28 protein-coding genes and 1 other RNA gene are annotated in these 21,187 nt (G+C 45.7%); 9 read left to right on the top strand and 20 right to left on the bottom strand.

What is annotated here, in order from left to right:
* Window positions 1-25: 25 nt before the first annotated feature.
* Window positions 26-664, bottom strand: coding sequence for a DedA family protein (locus KCG54_RS06965; protein WP_254323786.1), 639 nt, complete (start codon window positions 662-664; stop codon window positions 26-28).
* A gap of 229 nt (window positions 665-893) precedes the next feature.
* On the opposite strand from KCG54_RS06965, the gene hda reads away from it, so the two are divergent.
* From hda to KCG54_RS06945, 4 genes are all read left to right on the top strand, one after another.
* The gene (gene hda / locus KCG54_RS06960; protein ID WP_003682428.1) at window positions 894-1,562 is read left to right on the top strand and encodes a DnaA regulatory inactivator Hda; all 669 of its coding nucleotides are present in this window, start codon (window positions 894-896) and stop codon (window positions 1,560-1,562) included.
* Window positions 1,559-2,227 (top strand): HAD family hydrolase, encoded by a 669-nt coding sequence (locus tag KCG54_RS06955; RefSeq protein ID WP_254323785.1) that lies wholly within the window; start codon window positions 1,559-1,561, stop codon window positions 2,225-2,227. Before hda ends, KCG54_RS06955 begins: the two co-directional genes overlap by 4 nt.
* 59 nt (window positions 2,228-2,286) lie before the next feature.
* Window positions 2,287-2,601: a TonB family protein gene (locus KCG54_RS06950; protein ID WP_254323784.1), complete on the top strand. Its 315-nt coding sequence runs from the start codon at window positions 2,287-2,289 to the stop codon at window positions 2,599-2,601.
* Between the two features lie 157 nt (window positions 2,602-2,758).
* Window positions 2,759-3,544 carry an endonuclease/exonuclease/phosphatase family protein gene (locus KCG54_RS06945; RefSeq protein WP_254323783.1) on the top strand — a complete coding sequence of 262 codons (786 nt, stop codon included), beginning with the start codon at window positions 2,759-2,761 and terminating at the stop codon, window positions 3,542-3,544.
* A gap of 166 nt (window positions 3,545-3,710) precedes the next feature.
* On the opposite strand, the gene ssrA is transcribed toward KCG54_RS06945, so the two are convergent.
* The 3 genes from ssrA to KCG54_RS06930 all read right to left on the bottom strand — a co-directional run bounded on the left by ssrA (window position 3,711) and on the right by KCG54_RS06930 (window position 5,700).
* Window positions 3,711-4,073: a transfer-messenger RNA gene (gene ssrA, locus KCG54_RS06940) on the bottom strand.
* A 112-nt stretch (window positions 4,074-4,185) separates the two neighbouring features.
* Window positions 4,186-5,400, bottom strand: a complete 1,215-nt coding sequence (locus KCG54_RS06935) for a pyridoxal phosphate-dependent aminotransferase (protein ID WP_254323782.1) — start codon at window positions 5,398-5,400, stop codon at window positions 4,186-4,188.
* An 84-nt stretch (window positions 5,401-5,484) separates the two neighbouring features.
* On the bottom strand, window positions 5,485-5,700 hold the full coding sequence (locus tag KCG54_RS06930; RefSeq protein ID WP_254323781.1) for a tautomerase family protein: 216 nt from the start codon (window positions 5,698-5,700) through the stop codon (window positions 5,485-5,487).
* Between the two features lie 165 nt (window positions 5,701-5,865).
* On the opposite strand from KCG54_RS06930, the gene KCG54_RS06925 reads away from it, so the two are divergent.
* Window positions 5,866-6,465, top strand: coding sequence for an MlaC/ttg2D family ABC transporter substrate-binding protein (locus tag KCG54_RS06925; protein WP_254323780.1), 600 nt, complete (start codon window positions 5,866-5,868; stop codon window positions 6,463-6,465).
* A 59-nt stretch (window positions 6,466-6,524) separates the two neighbouring features.
* Here the strand turns inward: KCG54_RS06925 and efp are convergent, their stop codons facing one another.
* The 3 genes from efp to KCG54_RS06910 are packed head-to-tail and all read right to left on the bottom strand — an operon-like array spanning window position 6,525 to window position 8,595.
* A complete protein-coding gene (gene efp, locus KCG54_RS06920; protein ID WP_070608205.1) occupies window positions 6,525-7,085 on the bottom strand; it encodes an elongation factor P in 561 nt (186 codons plus the stop codon).
* A 42-nt stretch (window positions 7,086-7,127) separates the two neighbouring features.
* Window positions 7,128-8,285 (bottom strand): elongation factor P maturation arginine rhamnosyltransferase EarP, encoded by a 1,158-nt coding sequence (gene earP / locus KCG54_RS06915; protein ID WP_254323779.1) that lies wholly within the window; start codon window positions 8,283-8,285, stop codon window positions 7,128-7,130.
* A gap of 31 nt (window positions 8,286-8,316) precedes the next feature.
* Window positions 8,317-8,595: a hypothetical protein gene (locus KCG54_RS06910; protein ID WP_003747149.1), complete on the bottom strand. Its 279-nt coding sequence runs from the start codon at window positions 8,593-8,595 to the stop codon at window positions 8,317-8,319.
* 102 nt (window positions 8,596-8,697) lie between these two features.
* On the opposite strand from KCG54_RS06910, the gene nadE reads away from it, so the two are divergent.
* Window positions 8,698-9,486, top strand: a complete 789-nt coding sequence (gene nadE / locus KCG54_RS06905) for an NAD(+) synthase (protein ID WP_003747146.1) — start codon at window positions 8,698-8,700, stop codon at window positions 9,484-9,486.
* Window positions 9,487-9,554: 68 nt separating this feature from the next.
* On the opposite strand, the gene KCG54_RS06900 is transcribed toward nadE, so the two are convergent.
* Window positions 9,555-9,755, bottom strand: a complete 201-nt coding sequence (locus tag KCG54_RS06900; protein ID WP_070587794.1) for a protein MIGRI — start codon at window positions 9,753-9,755, stop codon at window positions 9,555-9,557.
* Between the two features lie 116 nt (window positions 9,756-9,871).
* Between KCG54_RS06900 and metX the strand changes: the two genes are divergently transcribed.
* Both metX and metW read left to right on the top strand, forming a co-directional pair.
* Window positions 9,872-11,011 (top strand): homoserine O-succinyltransferase MetX, encoded by a 1,140-nt coding sequence (gene metX, locus KCG54_RS06895; protein WP_254323778.1) that lies wholly within the window; start codon window positions 9,872-9,874, stop codon window positions 11,009-11,011.
* Complete coding sequence (gene metW / locus KCG54_RS06890) at window positions 11,008-11,589, top strand: methionine biosynthesis protein MetW (RefSeq protein WP_254323777.1); 582 nt, start codon at window positions 11,008-11,010, stop codon at window positions 11,587-11,589. The genes metX and metW overlap by 4 nt, the downstream gene beginning before the upstream one ends.
* A gap of 95 nt (window positions 11,590-11,684) precedes the next feature.
* On the opposite strand, the gene KCG54_RS06885 is transcribed toward metW, so the two are convergent.
* Window positions 11,685-12,149, bottom strand: a complete 465-nt coding sequence (locus KCG54_RS06885) for a low molecular weight protein-tyrosine-phosphatase (RefSeq protein ID WP_254323776.1) — start codon at window positions 12,147-12,149, stop codon at window positions 11,685-11,687.
* Between the two features lie 86 nt (window positions 12,150-12,235).
* A complete protein-coding gene (locus tag KCG54_RS06880) occupies window positions 12,236-13,336 on the bottom strand; it encodes a conjugal transfer protein (RefSeq protein WP_070608210.1) in 1,101 nt (366 codons plus the stop codon).
* Window positions 13,337-13,540: 204 nt separating this feature from the next.
* On the opposite strand from KCG54_RS06880, the gene gloA reads away from it, so the two are divergent.
* Entirely contained in the window at window positions 13,541-13,954 is a 414-nt protein-coding gene (gloA, locus tag KCG54_RS06875) for a lactoylglutathione lyase (protein ID WP_003685011.1), read from the top strand.
* Window positions 13,955-14,113: 159 nt separating this feature from the next.
* Here the strand turns inward: gloA and KCG54_RS06870 are convergent, their stop codons facing one another.
* The 10 genes from KCG54_RS06870 to KCG54_RS06825 form a co-directional block, all read right to left on the bottom strand.
* Window positions 14,114-15,070, bottom strand: coding sequence for an IS110 family transposase (locus KCG54_RS06870; protein WP_254323775.1), 957 nt, complete (start codon window positions 15,068-15,070; stop codon window positions 14,114-14,116).
* A 297-nt stretch (window positions 15,071-15,367) separates the two neighbouring features.
* Window positions 15,368-16,546, bottom strand: a complete 1,179-nt coding sequence (locus tag KCG54_RS06865; RefSeq protein ID WP_254323774.1) for a zonular occludens toxin domain-containing protein — start codon at window positions 16,544-16,546, stop codon at window positions 15,368-15,370.
* 4 nt (window positions 16,547-16,550) lie between these two features.
* On the bottom strand, window positions 16,551-16,841 hold the full coding sequence (locus tag KCG54_RS06860; protein ID WP_254323773.1) for a DUF2523 domain-containing protein: 291 nt from the start codon (window positions 16,839-16,841) through the stop codon (window positions 16,551-16,553).
* 9 nt (window positions 16,842-16,850) lie between these two features.
* Entirely contained in the window at window positions 16,851-18,350 is a 1,500-nt protein-coding gene (locus KCG54_RS06855; protein WP_254323772.1) for an IgG-binding virulence factor TspB family protein, read from the bottom strand.
* The gene (locus tag KCG54_RS06850) at window positions 18,304-18,597 is read right to left on the bottom strand and encodes a hypothetical protein (protein ID WP_254323771.1); all 294 of its coding nucleotides are present in this window, start codon (window positions 18,595-18,597) and stop codon (window positions 18,304-18,306) included. The genes KCG54_RS06855 and KCG54_RS06850 overlap by 47 nt, the downstream gene beginning before the upstream one ends.
* 127 nt (window positions 18,598-18,724) lie before the next feature.
* Window positions 18,725-19,000 carry a hypothetical protein gene (locus tag KCG54_RS06845; protein ID WP_254323770.1) on the bottom strand — a complete coding sequence of 92 codons (276 nt, stop codon included), beginning with the start codon at window positions 18,998-19,000 and terminating at the stop codon, window positions 18,725-18,727.
* 12 nt (window positions 19,001-19,012) lie between these two features.
* Window positions 19,013-19,231 carry a major capsid protein gene (locus tag KCG54_RS06840; protein WP_070646583.1) on the bottom strand — a complete coding sequence of 73 codons (219 nt, stop codon included), beginning with the start codon at window positions 19,229-19,231 and terminating at the stop codon, window positions 19,013-19,015.
* Window positions 19,232-19,316: 85 nt separating this feature from the next.
* Window positions 19,317-19,520, bottom strand: a complete 204-nt coding sequence (locus KCG54_RS06835; RefSeq protein WP_063075624.1) for a hypothetical protein — start codon at window positions 19,518-19,520, stop codon at window positions 19,317-19,319.
* Between the two features lie 13 nt (window positions 19,521-19,533).
* Complete coding sequence (locus KCG54_RS06830) at window positions 19,534-19,845, bottom strand: hypothetical protein (RefSeq protein WP_254323769.1); 312 nt, start codon at window positions 19,843-19,845, stop codon at window positions 19,534-19,536.
* 12 nt (window positions 19,846-19,857) lie between these two features.
* Entirely contained in the window at window positions 19,858-21,111 is a 1,254-nt protein-coding gene (locus KCG54_RS06825; RefSeq protein WP_349306443.1) for a replication initiation factor domain-containing protein, read from the bottom strand.
* Window positions 21,112-21,187 lie beyond the last annotated feature (76 nt).

Genomic DNA, 21,187 nt, shown 5'->3' with positions numbered 1-21,187 from the left:
AACTTTCAAACTTTTCGATTGATTGTTATTTTTTGGCGTTAAGTTTGGCACGGATGACTTCGACTACCGCAGGTAAAATCGAAATTACGATGATTGCCGCCATGACTAAGCCCAAATTGTTTTTGACGACGGGGATATTGGCGAAGAAGTAGCCTGCATAGGAAAACGACAATACCCACAACACCGCGCCGATAATGTTGTAACGGATAAACGTGCCGTAGTGCATATCGCCCATGCCTGCGACAAATGGTGCAAACGTCCGCACAATCGGCACAAAGCGGGCAATGATGATGGTTTTGCCTCCGTGTTTTTCATAGAACGCATGGGTTTTTTCCAAATACGAACGGCGGAAAATTTTGGAATCAGGATTGGCAAACAGTTTTTGTCCAAAATACTTGCCGATCATGAAATTGGCCGCATCGCCTAAAATGGCGGCCGCTAAGAGCAGCAATACCATGACGTGGATGTTCATACCGCCGATGGCCGCAATACCGCCGGCGGCAAACAGCAGCGAGTCACCGGGTAAAAATGGCGTTACGACCAAACCGGTTTCGCAGAAAATCACAATAAACAAAATCGCGTAAATCCACGGGCCGTATTGGTCGGAAAGGTGGACAAGGTGTTGGTCGATATGGAGGATGAAATCGATAATGGTAGAAATCACTAGGGTTCCCAAATAAAAAGGCCGTCTGAAAAAGAACAGACAAATGTTTCGGCGAGAAGTTCGACATTGTAAAACCAAAGCGGAATAAAACCAATGCCGTAAGCGCATCAAGATATGTTTAGAAGTGCAGATATGTTGCAGGTATAGGCTTCAGACGGCCTTTATCCTTGATGGTGGACGGCAAAACAACGTAAAATAAAGCCGATTTCAACCTAACCGGTGCGCCTTTGTGAACCAGCTCATCTTCGATTTTGCCAGCCATGATTATCCAGGCTTCGACAAATTTCTGGGAACAGAAAATGCCGAGCTGGTGTATGTGTTGCAGCACAAACATGGGCAATTTATCTATGTTTGGGGCGAAGAGGGCGCAGGCAAAAGCCATCTCTTGCAGGCATGGGTCGCACAGGCGCTCGATGCCGGACGAAATGCCCTCTATATTGATGCCGCCGCCACGCCGCTGACAGAAGCCGCATTGGATGCGGAATATCTTGCCATTGACCAAATCGAAAAGCTTAATAATGAAGAACAGGCTTTACTGTTTGCCATATTCAACCGCTTCCGCAACAGCGGCAAAGGCTTTTTGCTTTTGAGTTCCGAATATACGCCGCAGCAACTCGTTATCCGCGAAGACCTGCGCACACGCATGGCGTATTGCTTGGTTTACGAAGTCAAACCGTTGACCGACCGGGAAAAAATCGATGCGCTCGTCAGCATGGCGGCTGCCCGTCAGGTAACCATCGATCCGGAAATTTTCGAATACCTGCTGAACCATTGGCGGCGCGATATGGACAGCCTGATGCAAATGCTCGATACCCTCGACAACTACGCCGTTATGATGGGCAAGCGCATTACTTTGCCGCTTTTGCGCCAGCTTTTAAAACAACAGGAAACCCAATGAAAAACCTTGCCATTTTCGACCTCGACAATACCTTAATCAATACCGATTCGGATCACTCTTGGCCGCAATACCTGATTAAAAAAGGCATAGTCGATGCGGCTGAAACCGAGGCGCAAAATGAAAAGTTCTACCAAGACTATCAAAACGGTTGTCTTGATATCGATGCCTTCCTCAAATTCCATCTCGCACCTTTAGCCCGTTTCAGCAAGGAAGAATTGGCTGAGTTTCATCGCGAGTTTATGGCCGAATATATTGTTCCGCACATTTCTCCGATGCAGCGTATGTTGGTGCAAAGCCATCAAATGGCGGGCGATGAAATGTTGGTTATTTCTTCGACCAACGAGTTCATCATTACCCCGATCTGTCATCTTTTCGGTATTCACAACATTATCGGTACACAGCTTGAAACCGGCGAAGACGGCCGATATACCGGCAACTATGTCGGTACGCCCAGCCTGAAAGAAGGCAAAATTACCCGATTGAACCAATGGCTTGCCGAGCGAGGCGAGACCTTTGAAAGCTACGGTAAGGTTTATTTTTACAGCGACTCCAAAAACGATTTGCCGTTGCTGCGTATCGTGAACGAACCTGTCGCCGTCAATCCGGATGCAGAGCTGGAAAAAGAAGCCAAAGCAAAAGGTTGGCCGATTTTGAATTTCAAATAACGACGAATCAGGCCGTCTGAAATATTTAATCTAACCACAACCCTAATAAGGACTAAAACATGAAAACGACTAAACTCCTCGCCTCAGCCCTGTTGTTTGCCGCTGTATTCGGTACCGCAGAAGCAGCCGATACCGAAACCTTGGAAGCCATGAAAGCGCAAAATGGCAGCGTTAAAACCGTTTTGATGGATGTCTTCACAACTCCTGCCGGCAATGTTGACCGCGTGAATATCATTCAATCCAGCGGCAATCCTGAAATGGACGAACGCGCAGTGAAAAGCGTTTCCAAATATCCTTATCCGAAACGTAAAACTGCATCTAAATATCAGCACGCCGTTACTTTTGAAACCAATGTTGAAGTAATCAACAACTGATTCGGACGCAAGGCCGTCTGAAAAACAGAAGGCGTTTTGATTGGGAAATTCCCTGTCAAAACGCCGTTTTATTCTTTAAACAAGTATAACCAAAATTTCCGTAAAACCACACGCTCCGGTGCTATACTGAAACAAATAAACCGCTTCATTACACATCATGTCTCCCCGTCCAGTTACCATTACTTCCTACAATATGCACAAAGGCATGTCTGCGCTCAACCGCAAAGTGCAGGTCAACCGTATGGCTGACGCGCTGGGTACATTGGGTTCGGACGTTTTGTTTTTACAAGAAGTCCAAGGACAACATCTCAACAGAAGCCGCCGTACCGACTTCCCCGATGCGCCGCATTACGACATCATCGGCGACAGCCTCGATTATCATCGCAGCTATGGTAAAAATGCCGTGTATCCCAAACGACACCACGGCAACGCCATTCTCAGCCGCTTGCCGCTGAAAACGGAAAACAACCTCAACATCAGCGTCAATAAACTCGAACAACGCGGCCTGTTGCATTGCGAGGTCGTGCCCGAAGGTTGGGAAGATCCGCTGGTGTGTCTGTGCGTCCACCTCAATCTGCGCGAGCCAGACCGCCTCAAACAATACCGAGCCATCAGCGACTACGTTGGCCGGTACATTCGTCCGGAAAGCCCTTTGATTATTGCCGGCGATTTTAATGACTGGCGGCAGAAATCAGCGCGTGAGCTGGGCAGTGCATTAGATTTGAACGAAGTATTTGTCGATAATACAGGCAAACGCCCCAAAACCTTCCCTTCGCGCCTGCCCATCCTAAGCCTCGACCGCATTTACACGCGCAATCTTGATGTCATCGATTCTGAAATTCACAACAGTAAAGACTGGCAACATTTGTCAGATCATCTGCCATTGAGTGTAACGGTTAGGCCGCATCGTAAAATGAATATGAAATCAGATAGAAAAATGTAAGGCTGAAATTTTTTAAAGCAAAGTACTATTGGCAATGTATCGAAAGAAAAAGTTTTTCACTCAGATATTTGAGACAAAAACAGGCCGTCTTAAAAGTTTCAGACGGCCTGTTTAAGTTTATAAAAAAGCGCAAACCTTTTTAAATCAAAAGTTTGCGCTTTAAATCTGGTGGAGGCGGGGGGAATCGAACCCCCGTCCGAAAGTCCTCTACAGAGCGTTCTACATACTTAGTTGTGTCTATTTAGAATCTCGTCCCCATCATGCCGACCAACAGGCCTTCAGAGAACCAGTTACCTTAAATCTCGTTTCCTGCCAAGTAACCCGACAGAAAACCAGTCAATGTAGAATGACGTTGCGGTAGCTTGCGCTACACAGCCCATTGACCAACTGCTGCAACGGCAGGCCTTAAGCGGCCAGTGCGTAAGTTTCGTCGTTTGCGACTATTTAAATTCAGTGTTTAACGGGAAATCTGAGACCCCGGTATGCCCGCATCTGCTTTGCAACCCCCGTCGAAACCAAGATCGCCCCCAGATAGGAAAAGTCAATTATACGCATGTCAGCGTGCTTTGCCAAGTTGCCGATTGATTGAAAAGGCCGTCTGAACAGCGGTTTGCTTTTTCAGACGGCCTCTTTGTTTAGGTTTATTGACGGTAGTTTTGCAGGAAGCGTTCGAGTTTGCCCATGGCTTCTTCGATTTGATGAACGGGAGGCAGGGTAACGATACGGAAGTGGTCGGGGCGTATCCAGTTGAAGCCTGTGCCTTGGACGAACAGGACTTTTTCACGCACGAGTAAGTCGTAGATGAATTTCATGTCGTCGTGGATGCTGTACATTTCGGTATCGATTTTGGGGAACATATACAATGCGCCCATGGGTTTGACGCAGGATATGCCCGGAATCTGGTTGACCAGTTCCCATGCTTTGTTGCGTTGCTCGAGCAGGCGGCCGCCGGGAAGGAGGAATTCGTTGATGCTTTGGTATCCGCCTAAGGCCGTCTGAATGGCGTGTTGCATGGGTGTGGTGGCACAAAGGCGCATAGAGGAGAGCATATCGAGGCCTTCGATATAGCCCTTGGCATGATGTTTCGGACCGTTGAGAACCATCCAGCCTTGACGGAAACCGGCTACGCGGTAGGCTTTGGAAAGGCCGTTAAACGTAATGGTCAGCAAGTCGGGAGCAAGGGCGGCAATATGATGGTGTACGGCACCGTCATAAAGAATTTTGTCGTAAATTTCGTCGGCAAAAATAATCAGGCCGTGTTTACGCGCCAGTTCGGCGATTTCGAGCAGGATTTCTTTGCTGTACACCGCGCCGGTAGGGTTGTTGGGGTTGATGACGACAATGGCTTTGGTTTTAGGTGTAATTTTTGCTTCCATGTCGGCCAGGTTGGGGAACCAGTTGTTTTCTTCGTCGCATAGATAATGGCGGACGGTACCGCCTGCCAGTGTTGCGGCGGCGGTCCACAAAGGATAGTCCGGTGCAGGAATCAGGATTTCGTCGCCGTCGTTGAGCAGCGCCTGCATGGACATGGTAATCAATTCGGAGACGCCGTTGCCGATGTAAACGTCGTTGACGGTAACGTCGAGCAGTCCTTTGGTTTGGTAGTAGTGGACGATGGCTTTGCGTGCGGAATAAAGGCCTTTGGAGTCGCAATAGCCTTGAGAAGTCGGCAGATTGCGGATGACGTCAACCAAGATTTCATCAGGTGCTTCAAAGCCGAACGGAGCCGGATTGCCGATATTGAGCTTGAGGATTTTGTTGCCTTCTTCTTCCAGTTGCAGGGCTTTTTTGTGAACCGGGCCGCGGATGTCGTAGCAAACGTGGTCCAGTTTGGATGATTTGGGGAATTTCTCCATGATGTGTGTTCCGTAAAATTGTTAACAATGGGATAAATGTACTCTTTTTGTGGGTAAATTAAAAGGGCTTCAGACGGTCAAAGCTTACTTATTGCGCGCTTCGGAACGGCGAACCGTCACGCTTTTGCCGCCTATGCCCCAGTTGTCCGTCTCGATTTCGTCGATGACGACGACGGTCGTCTCGGGATTTTTATTGAGAACGCTTGAGAGTAATTCGGTTACTCCGCGGATTAATTCGGCTTTTTGCTCTGCACTCGGGGCTTCGCTGCCGCCGGTTACTTTGATGTTGACGTAGGGCATGGCTTTTTCCTTTTAAAATAGTGTTCACATGTTATCTTATTTTTATCAGGCCGTCTGAAATTTGATTGCAGGATTTTTCATTGCTCATGTCAGCTTTTACAAAGAATTAAGTTTTTTGGAATAGATTGTTTTTAAAATGCGGTTTTATTTTGGATGGATATCGTCATGAACCGTTTTCTTCAGACTTTGATTGTGGCAGCACCAATGGTAATTGCCGCGCCTTATGTGGCAGCGGAAACGCATCCTGCGCAAAAACAGATGCAGCAGAACATTGATGCTGTGTTGAAAATTGCACGCAATACTTCTTTGACAGAAGCGCAACGTGTGAAACAGGTTGAGCAGTATGCCAACCGTTATCTGGATTATGAGCGTATTTCGGCTTTGGCGGTTGGTGCGCCATGGCGTGAATTTTCTGCCAAGCAGAAAACCGATTTTATCCGTGCATTCAAAGATATGGTGATTGCGATGTACTCGCATTCTGCACTGATTGGTGCGGCGGATGCAAATGTGCGCCTGTTGCCAAAGATGACGGCAAACGGCAATAAGTTTGACGTTTTCTCGGAAATTCAGACCAAAAAAGGTACCAAGTATGAAGTGGCCTACCAGCTTTACCAAAGTGGCGGTGCGTATAAGATTTACAACATCCGCGTGGACGGTACCAGCTTGGTAACGGTATACCGTAACCAATTTGGCGAGCTGATTAAGAACAAAGGCATTGACGGTACGATTGCGACTGTCGAAGCCAAGGGCTTGAAGAAACAATAAGGCAGATTGATAAAAAGGCCGTCTGAATATTCAGACGGCCTTTTTGTGTTACGGGCTGATTAAGCACGTTTGCGGAATTCGCCGGTACGGGTATCGATTTCGACTTTGTCGCCGTTTTCGATGTAAGACATCACTTGGATTTCAGTGCCGCCAACCAGACGTGCGGTTTTCATTACTTTACCGGAGGTATCGCCTTTAACGGCAGGCTCGGTGTATTCAACTTCGCGAACGATGATGGTAGGCAATTCTACGGAGATTGGGTTGCCTTCGTAGAAAGTTACTTCGCATACGTCTTCCATGCCGTCAACGATGAATTTCAACGCGTCGCCGATGTTGTCGGCTTCGATTTCGTATTGGTTGAATTCTTCGTCCATGAAGACGTACATTGGGTCGGCAAAGTAGCTGTAAGTACAGTTTTTGCGGGCCAAGATTACGACGTCGAATTTGTCGTCGGCTTTGTAAATGCTTTCAGAAGCGGCACCGGTCAGCAGGTTTTTCAGTTTCATGCTGACTTTGGCGGAAGAGCGACCGCCTTTGATGTATTCGGTTTTTTGAACAACCATAGGGTCGTTGCCAACCATAAATACGTTGCCGGCGCGCAGTTCTTGTGCTGTTTTCATTGTAGTTTTCCAATCAAATCGGTTGTAATAAAACGCGCTATTTTAGCGTATTTTTTTGTGCTTTGAAATAAAGGCGGCAAGTTTTTCGACGGCACTTTTTTGGGCAAAAAGTCCGTCCCGCCATTTTGCCGCGCTTTGGCGCCATTCGTTTTGGTGTGCCGTCAGGGTTTGCCATGCTTGCAGGCGCTGGCTGTCGCTGAGTGCTTCTCCGTTGTTGAGTTCGTCGGAAAGGCGGCGGTGTGCCGTGGCGACAACATCCGGATAAACCTGATGTGCTTTGTTCCAAAACGCGTGTAGTTTGTCGAGATGGATATTTTCTTCTTGCGGATAGATGTGCCAAAAGAAAGGTTTTCCGGCGAGCTGGGCGCGAACAAAGCTGTCTTCGCCGCGTATGACGGCGCCGTCGGCAAGGTTGAGCAGTTTATCGAAATCCTGTTGGGGGACAAAAGGGATTTTGATCAGGGTAACGTGTTCGCTCTGATACATATCGCCGTCTTCAAGCAGGGCGTTTTGTGGCACTAGGCCGCTGTTTTTCAGGCTGGCGATGATTTGTGTACCTGCAAGCAGCAGGGTAATAGGTTGGTTGGCCTGTTGCCACATGGTCAGCCATTTTGCCCAAATATCGCTTTGATAGCCGAAAAGCAGCCATTCGGGCGCATTTTTTGCAGGAAGTTTGAGTTGTCGGCGTAAGGCTTCTGTATCAAAGCCGGCAGATTCGGCGTAATCGAGTTCGCGCAGCAGGCCGCCGCTTTTTTCGCTGAAACCCATAAACCAAAAGTATTTCTGTATGCCGCCGGCTTGGGGCGAGGGCATTAAGTGCAGCCTCTCGTTGCTGTCTTCCGCGCTGAGGTATTCCCAGTTAAGCCAAAGTGGTCGGTGTCGGCGAATGATGGTTTGAACATTGTCGGGCAGTTCGCAGGCGAAGGTTTCGATGACGATGTCGGGGGTAGGGGCTGTATCGGTATCTTCGGCATGATCAGCTTGCCAAGCGTGAATGCCGATGCCTTGATGGATATTGGGAATCGAGGCCAAATCAGGGCAGAGTGCCTGAAGGGATGGGAAATCGTCTGTCCACAAATGCACTTGCCAGCCGAGTTCGCGTTGCAAAACACGTGCCAGCCGCCATGAAACGCCGATGTCGCCGAAGTTGTCGATGACGTTGCAAAAAATCCAGCAGGTATAAGGTGGGTTGGTGTTCATGGAAAAATATGCCCAAGGCCGTCTGAAAACATCAGAATGCGCCGAAATAGTGGAACAAATAAACAATCAGCAAAACAATCGGGATAAACATCCAAATGCTTTGCCGTTTCAATTCAGGCTCTTGTTTGAGGTGGTGTTTGATGACGTCAAAGAGGACGAATTTGAATAGGAACGTGGCTTCGCAGGCAAGGATGATGCCGTTGATGAGGTGTTGCGTTTTGTCTTCGGGCGGGTTGAGGGCAAACCACAAAAGAGTGGCGAGCGGAATCAGGCAGACGGCGAGCCAGCGCAGAAGGATGGGTTTGGACATGGTGTGCGTGCAAGAAATAAAAAGGGCATTATACCCTGTCGTCTTTCAGACAAGTGCAAATCAGGCTATCATTCGTTTTATTTGAAGCGAACATTTATCCCCATGCAAACCCAAGCCATCATCCGCCATATCGTTCAATGGCTCAAAGATTACGCCGAGCAGGCGCGTGCTAAAGGTTTTGTCGTCGGCGTATCCGGCGGCATCGATTCTGCCGTGGTTTCCACACTTGCCGCGCAAACCGGTTTGTCGGTTTTGTTGTTGGAAATGCCGATTCGTCAGAAGTCTGACCAAGTCAACCGCGCACAAGAACACATGGGCCGTCTGAAACAGCGTTATCCCAATGTAAAAGCGCAAAGCGTTGATTTGACCCCGGCGTTCGATACGTTTGCCGATACCGTTGACGTCAGCGAAACTGAATTTCCTAACAAACAGCTGGCACTGGCCAATGCACGCAGCCGCCTGCGCATGACGACGCTTTATTATTACGGCCAGTTGCATGGTTTGCTGGTGGCGGGGACAGGCAACAAAATTGAAGATTTCGGCGTCGGTTTTTTCACCAAATACGGCGACGGCGGCGTGGACATCAGCCCGATTGCCGATTTGACCAAAACTCAAGTGTACGCGTTGGCAGCCGAGTTGGACGTATCGGAAGACATTCAAAAAGCTGTACCGACAGACGGCCTTTGGGATACCGAGCGTACCGATGAAGAGCAAATGGGCGCATCTTATCCCGAACTCGAATGGGCGATGAGCGTGTACGGCAGCCACAAGCCAGAAGATTTTGAGGGCAGACAGCGCGAAGTTTTGGCAATCTATACACGATTGCACAAAGCCATGCAGCACAAAGTCAATCCGATTCCGGTTTGCAAGATTCCGGAAGAATTGTTTTAAGTTTGAATATCAAAAGGCCGTCTGAAAACGCTGGATTAAGGTTTTCAGACGGCCTTTTATATTTTATTTCAATAAGAATTGGGAATATGCTTGAAAAACAGCATCATCAAATACCAAAACAGCGTAGCCGTCGCCGCGCCCAGTAATACCCACGCGCTGATTTTGGCGATTTCCCGAATGGTGCGCTTTTGTTTGCGGCTGAACAGACGGTTCACAATCAATGCCGCGATGGCGCAAAAGAAAAAAAATCGTAAAAGCCTGCCTATCATTCTACATCCTCTCAAAAATATTGCCTTTAATTAAGGCAGGCCGTCTGAAGCCTCATGCACAAAACAAAAACGAAACGTTATAATACCCCTTTTGCCGCTTCACTTGGAAATTACAAATGACAACAAATGCCTCAGTGGGCATTGTAACGCCCCAGAAAATCCCGTTTGACACACCGCTTGCTCTGGAAAACGGCAAAACCTTACCCCGTTTCGACCTGATGATTGAAACCTACGGCACACTCAATGCCGACAAAAGTAATGCCGTCCTTATCTGCCACGCCCTGTCAGGCAATCATCACGTTGCCGGCAAGCACAGTGCGGAGGATAAATACCCCGGTTGGTGGGACAATATGGTCGGCCCCGGCAAACCTATCGATACCGAACGCTTTTTTGTTGTCGGTTTGAACAACTTGGGCGGCTGTGACGGCAGCACCGGCCCTTTGTCCGAGAATCCTGAAACCGGCCGCGAATATGGCGCGGATTTCCCTGTAGTAACCGTCAAAGACTGGGTGAAGTCCCAATCCATGCTTGCCGATTATCTCGGTATTCAAAAATGGGCTGCCATTGTCGGCGGCAGTTTGGGCGGTATGCAGGCATTGCAATGGACGATTTCTTTGCCTGAACGCGTTGCCCATGCGCTCGTCATCGCTTCTGCGCCTAAACTTTCCACTCAAAACATCGCGTTTAACGATGTTGCCCGTCAGGCGATTTTGACCGATCCAGATTTCCATGAAGGCAATTACCGCAGCCATCATACCGTTCCTTCACGCGGTTTGCGTATCGCGCGTATGATGGGGCACATCACCTATCTTGCCGAAGACGGCTTGGGTAAAAAATTTGGCCGAGATTTAAAATCAGACGGTTATCAGTATGGCTACGGCGTTGAATTTGAAGTGGAATCTTATCTTCGCTATCAAGGCGATAAGTTTGTCGGCCGCTTTGATGCCAATACTTATCTGCTGATGACCAAGGCGCTTGACTACTTCGACCCGGCTGCCGATTACGGCCACAACCTCACGCGTGCCGTGGAGAATGTGCAGGCCAAATTCTTTGTTGCCAGCTTCAGTACCGACTGGCGCTTCTCGCCGCAACGTTCGCATGAATTGGTCAAGGCATTAATCGCCGCGCAAAAATCCGTGCAATACATTGAAGTCAAATCCAATCACGGCCACGATGCCTTCTTGATGGAAGACGAAGCCTATATCCGCGCGGTTGCCGCTTATATGAACAACGTTTACAAGGACTGCCAAAAATGAATCTGCGCGACGATTTGCAACTCATTTACGATTGGATACCCGAAGGCAGCCGCGTACTCGATTTAGGCTGCGGCGACGGCGAACTGTTGGCCGCGTTGGTGGAACATAAAAATTGCACCGGCTACGGTGTTGAAATCGATACCGACAGCGTGATTACCGCCATATCCCGCGGTGTGAACGTCATTCAGGCCGATTTGGAAGAAGGTTTGGTGGCTTTTGGCGATCAAAGTTTTGATGTGATTGTCTTGAGCCAAACCATTCAAGCCATGCAGAACACGGAAAAAATCCTGCGCTGTCTGATGCGCGTGGCCAAACAGGCCATCGTCAGCTTTCCTAACTTCGGCTATTGGCGCAACCGCTTTCAAATCGCGGTCGGCGGCCATATGCCGGTTTCCGAGCGGATGCCGTATCATTGGTACGATACGCCCAATATCCATTGGTGTACCCTCAAAGACTTTGATTTGCTGTGTGCCAAAAACAAAATCCGTGTGCTTGAGCGTGCTGTCATGACCGGCAATAAACAGATTAAACATCTGCCGAATTTATTGGGCAGCCTGGCGTTTTACCGCGTAGGTTGATTGCGGTGATCAATAAAGGCCGTCTGAACAGGTAATCACGAAAGCATGGCTTTTGCAAATACCTGTTCAGACGGCCTTTTATTGTTCCAGCCGGTTTAAGCCTGTTTCAATTTTTCTAACAAGGCCAAACTGCCGGCATCGACCAGACGGTAGGTTTCGTCAAAGTCACCCGTGTACCACGGATCGGGAACGTGGTTGTAACCTGAATCGGGGATAAGGTCGGTCAGTTTGAAGATTTTGCCGGGGTGGAAACCGAGCTGCTTTTCGGTTTCTCTGAGGTTGTTGTCGTCCATCACGATGATGTAGTCGAAATGATCGGCATCGCTGGGTTTGATTTTGCTGCTGGTAAAGCCTGACGGGTCGATGCCGTGTTGCTTGAGCGCGCGGCGCGTGCCTTCGTGCATGTCTTCTCCGTCGTGCCAGCCTGATGTGCCTGCGCTGGCCGTAATGACGGCATTGCCCATGCCTGCTTCGCGGGCGCGGTAGCGCAGGACGTATTCGGCCATGGGGGAACGACAGATGTTGCCGAGGCAGACGAAAAGGATTTTGTGGGTTTTCATATGCGTGAAAATGAGCGGTAAGGTTTGAAAATCAATGCAACACGCTAAACCGTTTTCAGACGGCCTTGGCGTGTTGCATTTTCAATTTAGTTTACATTGCTGAAGAAAGGATTATGACCTTCCAGTTTCAACGCTTGGGCATAAGTAGGGATGTTCTCGTTTTCGCCCAATGGGTTGTGCAGCAGGTAGAGGTGCTCGATTCGGCATTCGGCCATCAGGTCGAGGAAGTTTTGCTGCACGATGGCGATATTGTCGGTTGAAGCCAGTTCCCAAGTGAAGGTCTGCGGAACGATTTCAAACGCGCTGTCTGTTGCGTTGAAGCTGAACTGGAGCTTGCCATCCGCTTTTGCTGCGGCAACAACGCCGACACGCGGGCTTTGCATACGGATGGCGCGGATGGCGTTGGTGGCAAAAACGTCCATGGCCATGCGTTGGCGGGTGTGGCTGCCGTCGGTAAGCGCGTCAAGCGGCGTATTGGGCGAGAGCGGGTTGGTAAAGAGGGTAACGCCGTCAAGGGCGAGATGCTCTTGCCAAACCTGCATCAATGGCAGGCCTGCCTGTTGCAGGTTGAGGCCCAAGGCCGTTTGAATGTCTTTATTGCCGTAGCCCAGCGCGTAAACAACATGGACAGATTGACCTTCAGGCAGCGTCAATGGTTTGTATTCGAATTTTTGCAGGAATGCGCCTGCCGCTTCATCGTTTTGCTTGGCTTGGAACCAGTCGCCCGGGGTAACGCTGCTCAAGTCGGTAGATTGGACGAGGTAGGGCAGCCATTGCGTGTTTTGCGTGAGGGCGCGCAGATTAGGGTAGTTTTGCAGGCAGGCGAAGAGGGCTTCGGTAGGCAGCGTGAGCGGCAGGGTTTGTTCTTTTTTGCAACCGGCGACCAAAACGACAGGCAGGGCAAACCATTGGGCTTCGTTATCGTTTTCTGCCTTCAAGACTTCGCCTACGCTTTGAATCAAGCTGGTGTAAGTGCCGACATCGGGCGCCATGGTCATTGCCAATGAAAGGTTGATGTAATGGTTTTGGCTGAGCATGGTGCGGATTTCGGTTTGCAGTTGGCCGGCCGAAAGCTTGCGTGATGCGGAGGAGGAATTGTGCGCCAGCTGATAGGCATTGAGCAGAAGGTAGTTTTTGATAGGGCTCTGCGGATAAGGGCGGGTATCTGGAAGAACAAAGGTTTTCATGACGGTTTGAAGTGTTGTGTTGTAAGTGTGGCGATTATAGCAATTTAGTCAGTCGGTGTGCTTGTTAATACATGAAATTCAAATGACGGCAGGGTGTGTGCTTCATTTTTATGCAGTTTCAGTGTCGGTATTTTGAGGCTGAAGAGGATGGTGCCCGATGTGTTATAATCCATGACCAAACATAATTCAGAAAGGAACAAAATCATGCGCTTGCTTCATACTATGCTGCGTGTCGGCAATCTCGAACGCTCTTTGGATTTCTATCAAAACGTATTAAACATGCAACTGCTGCGCCGCCGGGATTATCCTGAAGGCCGTTTTACTTTGGCTTTTGTCGGTTATGGCGATGAAGCGGACCATACTGTTTTGGAACTGACCCACAACTGGGATACCGAGTCTTATGACTTGGGCGATGCTTACGGCCACATTGCGATTGAAGTCGATGATGCTTACGCGGCGTGCGAACGTGTCAAAGAAATGGGCGGCAAAGTGGTACGCGAAGCCGGCCCGATGAAACACGGCACGACTGTGATTGCGTTTGTTGAAGATCCGGATGGCTACAAAATTGAATTTATTCAAAAGAAAAGCGGTAGCGATTCGGTGCAATATTCATCTTAAGACATAAGATAATGGAAAAGATGATATATTGACATGTCAATTATTAAAATAAGTTAATTTCCTATATTTATGTTTTTAATAGATATTTAGTTATTGCATTTTCAACAGAAACGACAAAGAACGGCTGTTTTTACAGCCGTTTTGTTTTGTATAAATTCGTTAAACCGTCTGATGTCGCGCTTTATCAAACGGCTTTTTAGACTTGTGTATATAAAATGCGATTTTTGCCAATTTCTGCATTAGTGCAACGATGATTATCATCTTAGGCTTTTTTGCCGCTTCTAAATTTCTGACAAGTTGAGGAAATGCATTCATGCGATAGGCAACAAGGGCAGGCATGAACAAGGCGCGTTTTAATTGGCGGTGTCCGTATCGGCTCAATCTGCCTTTTTTATTGACACTTGTCCCTGATTGTTCAATTTTTGGACTTAGACCGGCAAATGCTACAAATTTATTCGCTGTTTCAAAATTTTTATCTGTCAGGTGTCTTAGTAGGATCACTGCGGTTTCTTTACCTATTGCCGGTATGGTTTGCAGGTTTTGATATTCGATATTTAGACTTTCTTTCTGTTTTATCATGCCTTCTATCCGCTTTGATGTCTGATCTATTTTTTCTTCAAGTAGTTCTATGATTGCTTCATGGGTTGATTTTATGTATATGTCTTTTGCGGTATGCAACCTGTTTTGTGTTTCTTTTTGCTGTTCTTTTATTTGTTGCAGAAGATTAACCAGCTTATAGAGTATGGGATTTTCAGACGGCCTAAACGGTGTCAGTTTGTCTAAGTGTCGGTTTGCAAATTCGGCGATAAGTTTTGAATCTGCTTTATCTGTTTTGGTATTGCTGAACTGACTTTTTGCGTATTCTTTGATTTTTAAGGGATTAATTACAAAGATCGTATATAGCGCGCTCAAATATTCTGCCGCCTGTTCGTAGTAAATGCCTGTTGCTTCCATACTTATGGCAATTTTTCTAATTCTTTTTGTTTTTATCCAATTAATCAGATTCTCAAATCCTTCTGTATTGTTGGATATTTTTATATAGTCTTTGCTTCCTTTAGTTGTAATCAATGTTGCGTCTATCGTGTCTTTAGATACGTCCAACCCTATGACATTCATTTCATTTTCCTTATTTATTCAGCCTGATACGGCTATGATGATATTCAATCTTTAAGGTAATTGGACGGTTCGACATATCTTTTCCTCAGTTTTCAACTCTGGTCGTTATACTGTCTAAACCGTCTAGGCTTTTGTTTTGCGCTTAAACAAAAACCTGTAAACCGCCTTAATTAAAACGATTTACAGGTTTCAATTTAATTTACCCAATTTCAAAAAGGCGGGAGTTCCCGCACCCCGTTGATATTTATTTAACCGTTGATTCCGCTTAGGCTACATCAACAATTAAATAAATATCTCTTAACTGCCGACCTTTGCACCGTTTTGGAATCCTGTTTTTTCGCCTGCTTCAACATAGCCGTCATACATCAAGTTTTGAGGGCTTTTGCCGCCCATCGTAAGTACTTGTCCATTTTCAGGCGCGTAGGCTGTCTGCGGTGCTGTTTGTGGCTGTTGTACGGTGTGCTGTTCATCCTTATAGGGATTGAAAGGCAGGCCGTTTTTCACGTAGTCCTTACACATGGCTTTATTAACTTCTTTTAGCGGCGTGCCTTGGGTGCTATAACAAGTACAACCACTATTACCACCTTCAACGCAACCGGCGATGTATTCAAAGGTTTTAACTTGTCTTACATTGTCATAGATGGGTTTACTTTCAGGTTTTTCGGCTAGAGTAGGTACAAAATCTTCAGGCTTAAGATTTGTTTTTATATCTTGATGACTTTTAGGTTGATCAGTTTCCGTGATTGCCTGTGGTTCAATTGCAGACGAATCAGAAACAGATTGAACTACTTCAGATTGGCCGCTACCTTGTTTATAAATCTGATAAACGTTGAAACCTTTCCAAGCCATGAAAGCAAAAATAGCTACCAAAGCCCAAACAGCAAGCGGAATATTCTTTTTAAACTTCTGATGCTGGCTGGATGATTTGTAATATTTAAACGCCTCTTTTGGCGGCTTCCAGCTTGATGATTCAACGCCTGTTACTGCGGCAGGATTATCTAGGCTGGTAACACATTTGTACCATGTATATTGCTTCATACCTACTGCTTTGCGCTCAAGGTGCGTATGTTTTGAAACGAGATTGCGTACAAATACGTCAAGCTGACTTGGATGCTGTGTCATTAAGATAACCGTATGGCCGTGGTGACGAAGTTCGGTTAATTCTTGAATATAAGGCGGAACAGGGCGACCGGCAGCGCGAACAGGATAAGTATAATGCGCTTCATCGACAATCAATACTGCACCAGTAGGTAAAATATCCCTTAAAGGCGCAGACATAATTTCTTCTTCTGTGAGTTCGTGTGCGTTGAATTTACGTTTATCCAAACCGTCAATATGGCAGAAATAAAGCGGACGATCTACTTCCGTACCGTCTTCAAGCTTCATTTTGAACAAACCGTCTTCATTGTTCAGAATCATGGATACCACACGCGAAGTCTTGCCGGTACCCATATTCCCAGTAAACAAATAAATCATAACGCTACCTTGGCATAATAAAAGTTAATTTATTTAATGTAATCATTCCAATATAAAAGCTGAATGCGCCGAATAAATAACCGAGACCTTGGCCAAAACCACCTATTAAAAGTAAATTAAGAATATCAGACGGCATAGAATTTATGGCATTCAATGTGTAATCTTTAAATTTATTCAGCGCAATAATATAGCCTGCATACGTTACAAACGTCATGCCAGTAGCAATAATTATTCTGACAATTAGCATTTTGAGCAAAATTGCCAATAAAGGTATAAGACCTGCAAGTAATGGCATAAGTACCTCTTATTTCCTCAACGACCCAAAAACAATAAACGCGGACATGATGATGAATCCGAGCAGAACGGCAAAACGAACTTTTTCCATGAAAACGCAGAGCGGTTCATAGCTGATTTGTACCGGCTTTCCCCAAATGTTAAAACTTTTTGGCTGAGGACAAACGCCGTTTGGCGGTAGGAAATCGTCTGACGACCATGTCCTATCATCGGTAGTTTGAGGAATACTTATAGCGTCAAACATTCCCTCTTCAGGCTTGCCCATTTTGTCACAGGCTAAAATGTCTGGAAAAAAATCACAAAGTAAGCCTTTTGATTCTTCTTTCTTGTTATCTTTTTTATCTTCTTTCCTTTTATCAGATGGATCATCATCCGGATCAGGTTTATCATCCGGACGTTTATCAGGCTTATCATCTGAATCAGGATTGTCATCAGGTTTTTTATCGGGCTTTCCATCAGGATTAGGCGCAGGATCTGGATCAGGCTTTGTATTGGGTGCTTCAGATCCGCCCGGTGTCAGATCGGGACGTTGAGTAGTTGCGACATCTGCCGTTGAATTGCCGTTGGAGTCTTTGCCGAAAGTAATGGTAATTTGAACCGGTTTGCCGTTTTCGGGAGTGACAGGGCCAATGGTTACAACAGTACCGGCAGGGACTGATACTTTTTCGTTATATTCTGGTTTGCCTGATCCTTCGATAAAAGGGGTAGGATTACTATCAATTTTAGGTGTTGCAATTTCTAAAAACTTATCGGGGGTTAGTTCTTCGCTATAATTTTTTATAAAACTATAAGCTATAGCTAATGTTTGAATATCACAACTGACACCCCAACCATTCCATCTACATTTTGGTGACGTTCTTGCATAATCATCGCCAAAATACATATCCATTAAACCTTTATGAATTTTTTCATAGTCAGATTGAACTTGCATTGTTAGGAGGATTTGTGCATCTTTTTCTGATTTTCCCCCTTTTGAAAGAGCAAGCATTACAGATGAATCTACGCCAACACATGAGTAATAACCAGGTTCGCTTCTAAATTTACTCATACAAAGAGCATTATCATAGACTTTAAGATATGTATCGGCATTTTCAGAATAATGATAGCCGGCTGATTCTAAAGTGGGGTTTACGGCTTGATAGGCGTCATAAGCATATGATGCAGCACCAACGTAGGGTAGACCTTTTAAAGCAAGTTTTGCACCTGCTTTTACCAGGCGATATGCGCCTTGAAGAACGACTTTTCGGGATACTTGAGCTTCTAACGTTACGGGGACAGTTGAGGCAGATCTAAAGCCTGTTGATACATCTCTTACATGTAAACTTTTATCAAATCTAGCTTGATATTCCTGCTCAATACCTCCGCCTATTACTTTCCATGCTCTAAAGCCATTTTCATTAAATTCCTTAGTTAACGGATAACTTAGCTTCCCGTTTCTAACCTGTAAATCTGTAGCATAAGAATTAAAGCTGAATACAAACAGAAAAATTATTATTAAACCCCGTAACATTTATTTCGCCATTTCCTATACTGAAAACTGAATCATCTTTAAACAGAATTTCAAAACAGGATTTCTCAAAATCAATTCTATTATAAAAATTCATACACTTATTCATAGAGAATTTTTTTAAATGTTCAGTTTCTTTTAAAAATAAATAAAAAACATAAGATAAAGGTTTATCTAAATAGAATTTAGCTAACGCATCCAATTCAAATTCAGAGATATAGAAAAAATCTTTTTCATTTTTGAAAAGCATAATACTAACTTTCGTAATGTTTGCTGAAAGTTAGATTTTGACATTACCCGAATAGGGTATCAATCCTTAAATAAAATAGCCCCTATCAAAACAGGTACCGCCAGACCCAAGTAAAAATAGTAATCCATCATTTGAGAACCCTTTTCAAAATGGATACGAAATACACAGCAGCCATCACGCCGAACAAGAGCCATCCTGTATCCAAACCGCTTTTCAGATTTTCACTTGGATCGCATTTGGGCAAATCGGCTTTAATCGTCTGTCCGTTGAGTTTCCATACTGTACCGTTGTACTCAGGTTTGATAATTTTGCCGTCTTGGCTAATTTGAGGTACTACCAAGCTGAAATAGACGTTTTCAGCTTGGCTTTGCTCAAGACATTTATTCCCGACTTGGTAGTACATCTTAATTACCTATTAGCGCAATAAGCGTTTAACAATGGCAATAACGAACAAAGCGGCAAATACGCCGACTACCAACCATCCTGCTTCAAGGCCGTCAGTTTTTGCGGCTTCAAGGGCTGATTTTGCACCTTCATCAAGAGCGGCATAGGCTTGTGTAGCCAAAGCCAGAGGAGCTGCGGCAACAACGGCCAGTTTTGCGCCGTATTTACGGCAAGTGTTCATCAATTTCATGATGTTTTCCTTTACGAAATGTTTAAAAAAATGTGTTTGCGGGCTATGTGAAGGTTTTAGAGACCGCCCGCCGAGCCTCTTAAACTTAGTCTTCTTTTGTATAAAAACTGAAAATTAAAAATTCGCCGCCGATTTCTTCAATCGCCGAATTGAAAGCATCTTCATAGCTTTCATATTGACCGGCAGATTTAATATTAGGAGTGAAACCAATATCACCGAATGGATCGGGATAGATGAATTCATGATTTTCGAGTTCTTGAACAATAAATTTTTGCTGATACTTACTCATGATTCAGCCTTTCTTAGGCTTTGGGCGCTGAGCCTTTAACTTGGAAATCAAGCAATTTAGGAACTAGGCCTTTACCTGTTGATTCCATGGCGACGGTTACATCAACCGCGCATGGGAATTTAAGATTTCTCAGCTTGTCGAAATTATGGCTATCGCCAAACTTCATGCTTGCCGCGGTAAAACCTACGGAATTGCCGTTTGAAGGCATGGGGCTGGCTACCAAAACTGTGCAAGAATCGATTTTGTTACCGTCAATTTCGCCTTTGAATTGTTTTGCACCCAACAGGGTTGCTGAATACGTGGTTACTTGGCTTTGCTCAAACATTTTGAATTTCCTTTACTTGTTTAAAAAATTTGAAATAATTTTCTCTTCGAGTTCGATGTCTTTAATGTGTTGTTTTTCCCTGTCTTGTGGAAATGCGGTTTCTTTCTCATCAAGCAAATCATCAAGTAATGTTTGCATATTCAAATCATCAATTGCTTTTTGCTCTTCGTGGATATACTGAATCTTTTGTGTCTGATCTCTACAATCGTATTGTTCAGGTTGTAAACCTTTGGGATAACCTTCAATGCCTTTTACAAGTTCATCGACGATTTTTGTATCATCCCATCCTATATCGCGAAGGAAATTAACCATTTTTCCAACCTGATTACGCGCATGGAACAGTTTGTGATCGAAAGATAAATTTACTGTTTCTGTCTTGGCATCCATCCGCTTAGCTTCTGTTTTGAATATCGCCGAACATATCGGGTAAGCACCACCAAGATACGAACCGGGATAAAGCAAAACATCTAAGGGGATTTCTATATCGCCTGCCCGAAATTCAGTTTCAAACCTGACCCATGGACTGTTGACATCGCCAAATTGTTTTCCTTTCTCATAAACACGGGTAAATTTAGAATTTCCGCGTTTACCTACATAAAAGGTTTTGCCGCTACCGTCATCATTGCGCCATGCAGTACCTCGGCATTCGCTTTTTGGCCTCATGTTATGAACGTCAAAATGGCCGTTGTCATGATCAAGTAATGCCTGATCGGGTGTGTATTCGCCGTTAAAAAAATCATGGGCCACATCAACACGGGTAATTTTTGGACGTATGCACTTACTTAAAAACTCATACAGTCGGTTTTCCCAACCGGGTATAGCAGCCTGACAACCTGTACCATTCAATTCAACCAACATTGTTTCACGCTGACCGCCGTAATGAACTTTTCCGTATTCGACGTTATCCGGGCCTAGTTGGTAACAGCTTTTATAGAAAAACTTTCCTTTAAACGGTAATTTTTGGGTAATGCCAAAACCGAAAATTTCTTCTAACAGCTCGCTATACTTCACAACGAATTCCGTATCGGATACCAATCCTTTACCTGTTACTTTCGGCAAACTGTCTTCGTGAATTGTGAAAGTGATTTGGTCAATAAATGCGCCGTCATCCCTTCCTCTTCTTAACGGTATTTCAATGAATTTACCTTTTCCATCCGATACGAAATGACTGAAATATTCAAATTCGAAGTCTTGGTTCTTCGATTTTTCCGCACCCTTCGGATTATGGGTTTTATTTTGCTCCCCCCCTATTAGCCTAGGGGGCAGCCTTCGGCGGTTAGCGCAGGATTGCCGTCCGCTAAAGCGGCCGCCATATCTGCGCCCACCGCCACGGCTTTATCTT

This window comes from Neisseria subflava, from assembly GCF_024205705.1.
Classification (GTDB): Bacteria; Pseudomonadota; Gammaproteobacteria; order Burkholderiales; family Neisseriaceae; genus Neisseria; species Neisseria subflava_D.
Note: the sequence above shows the minus strand (reverse complement) of the source record. Positions and strands in the feature narration are given on the sequence as shown.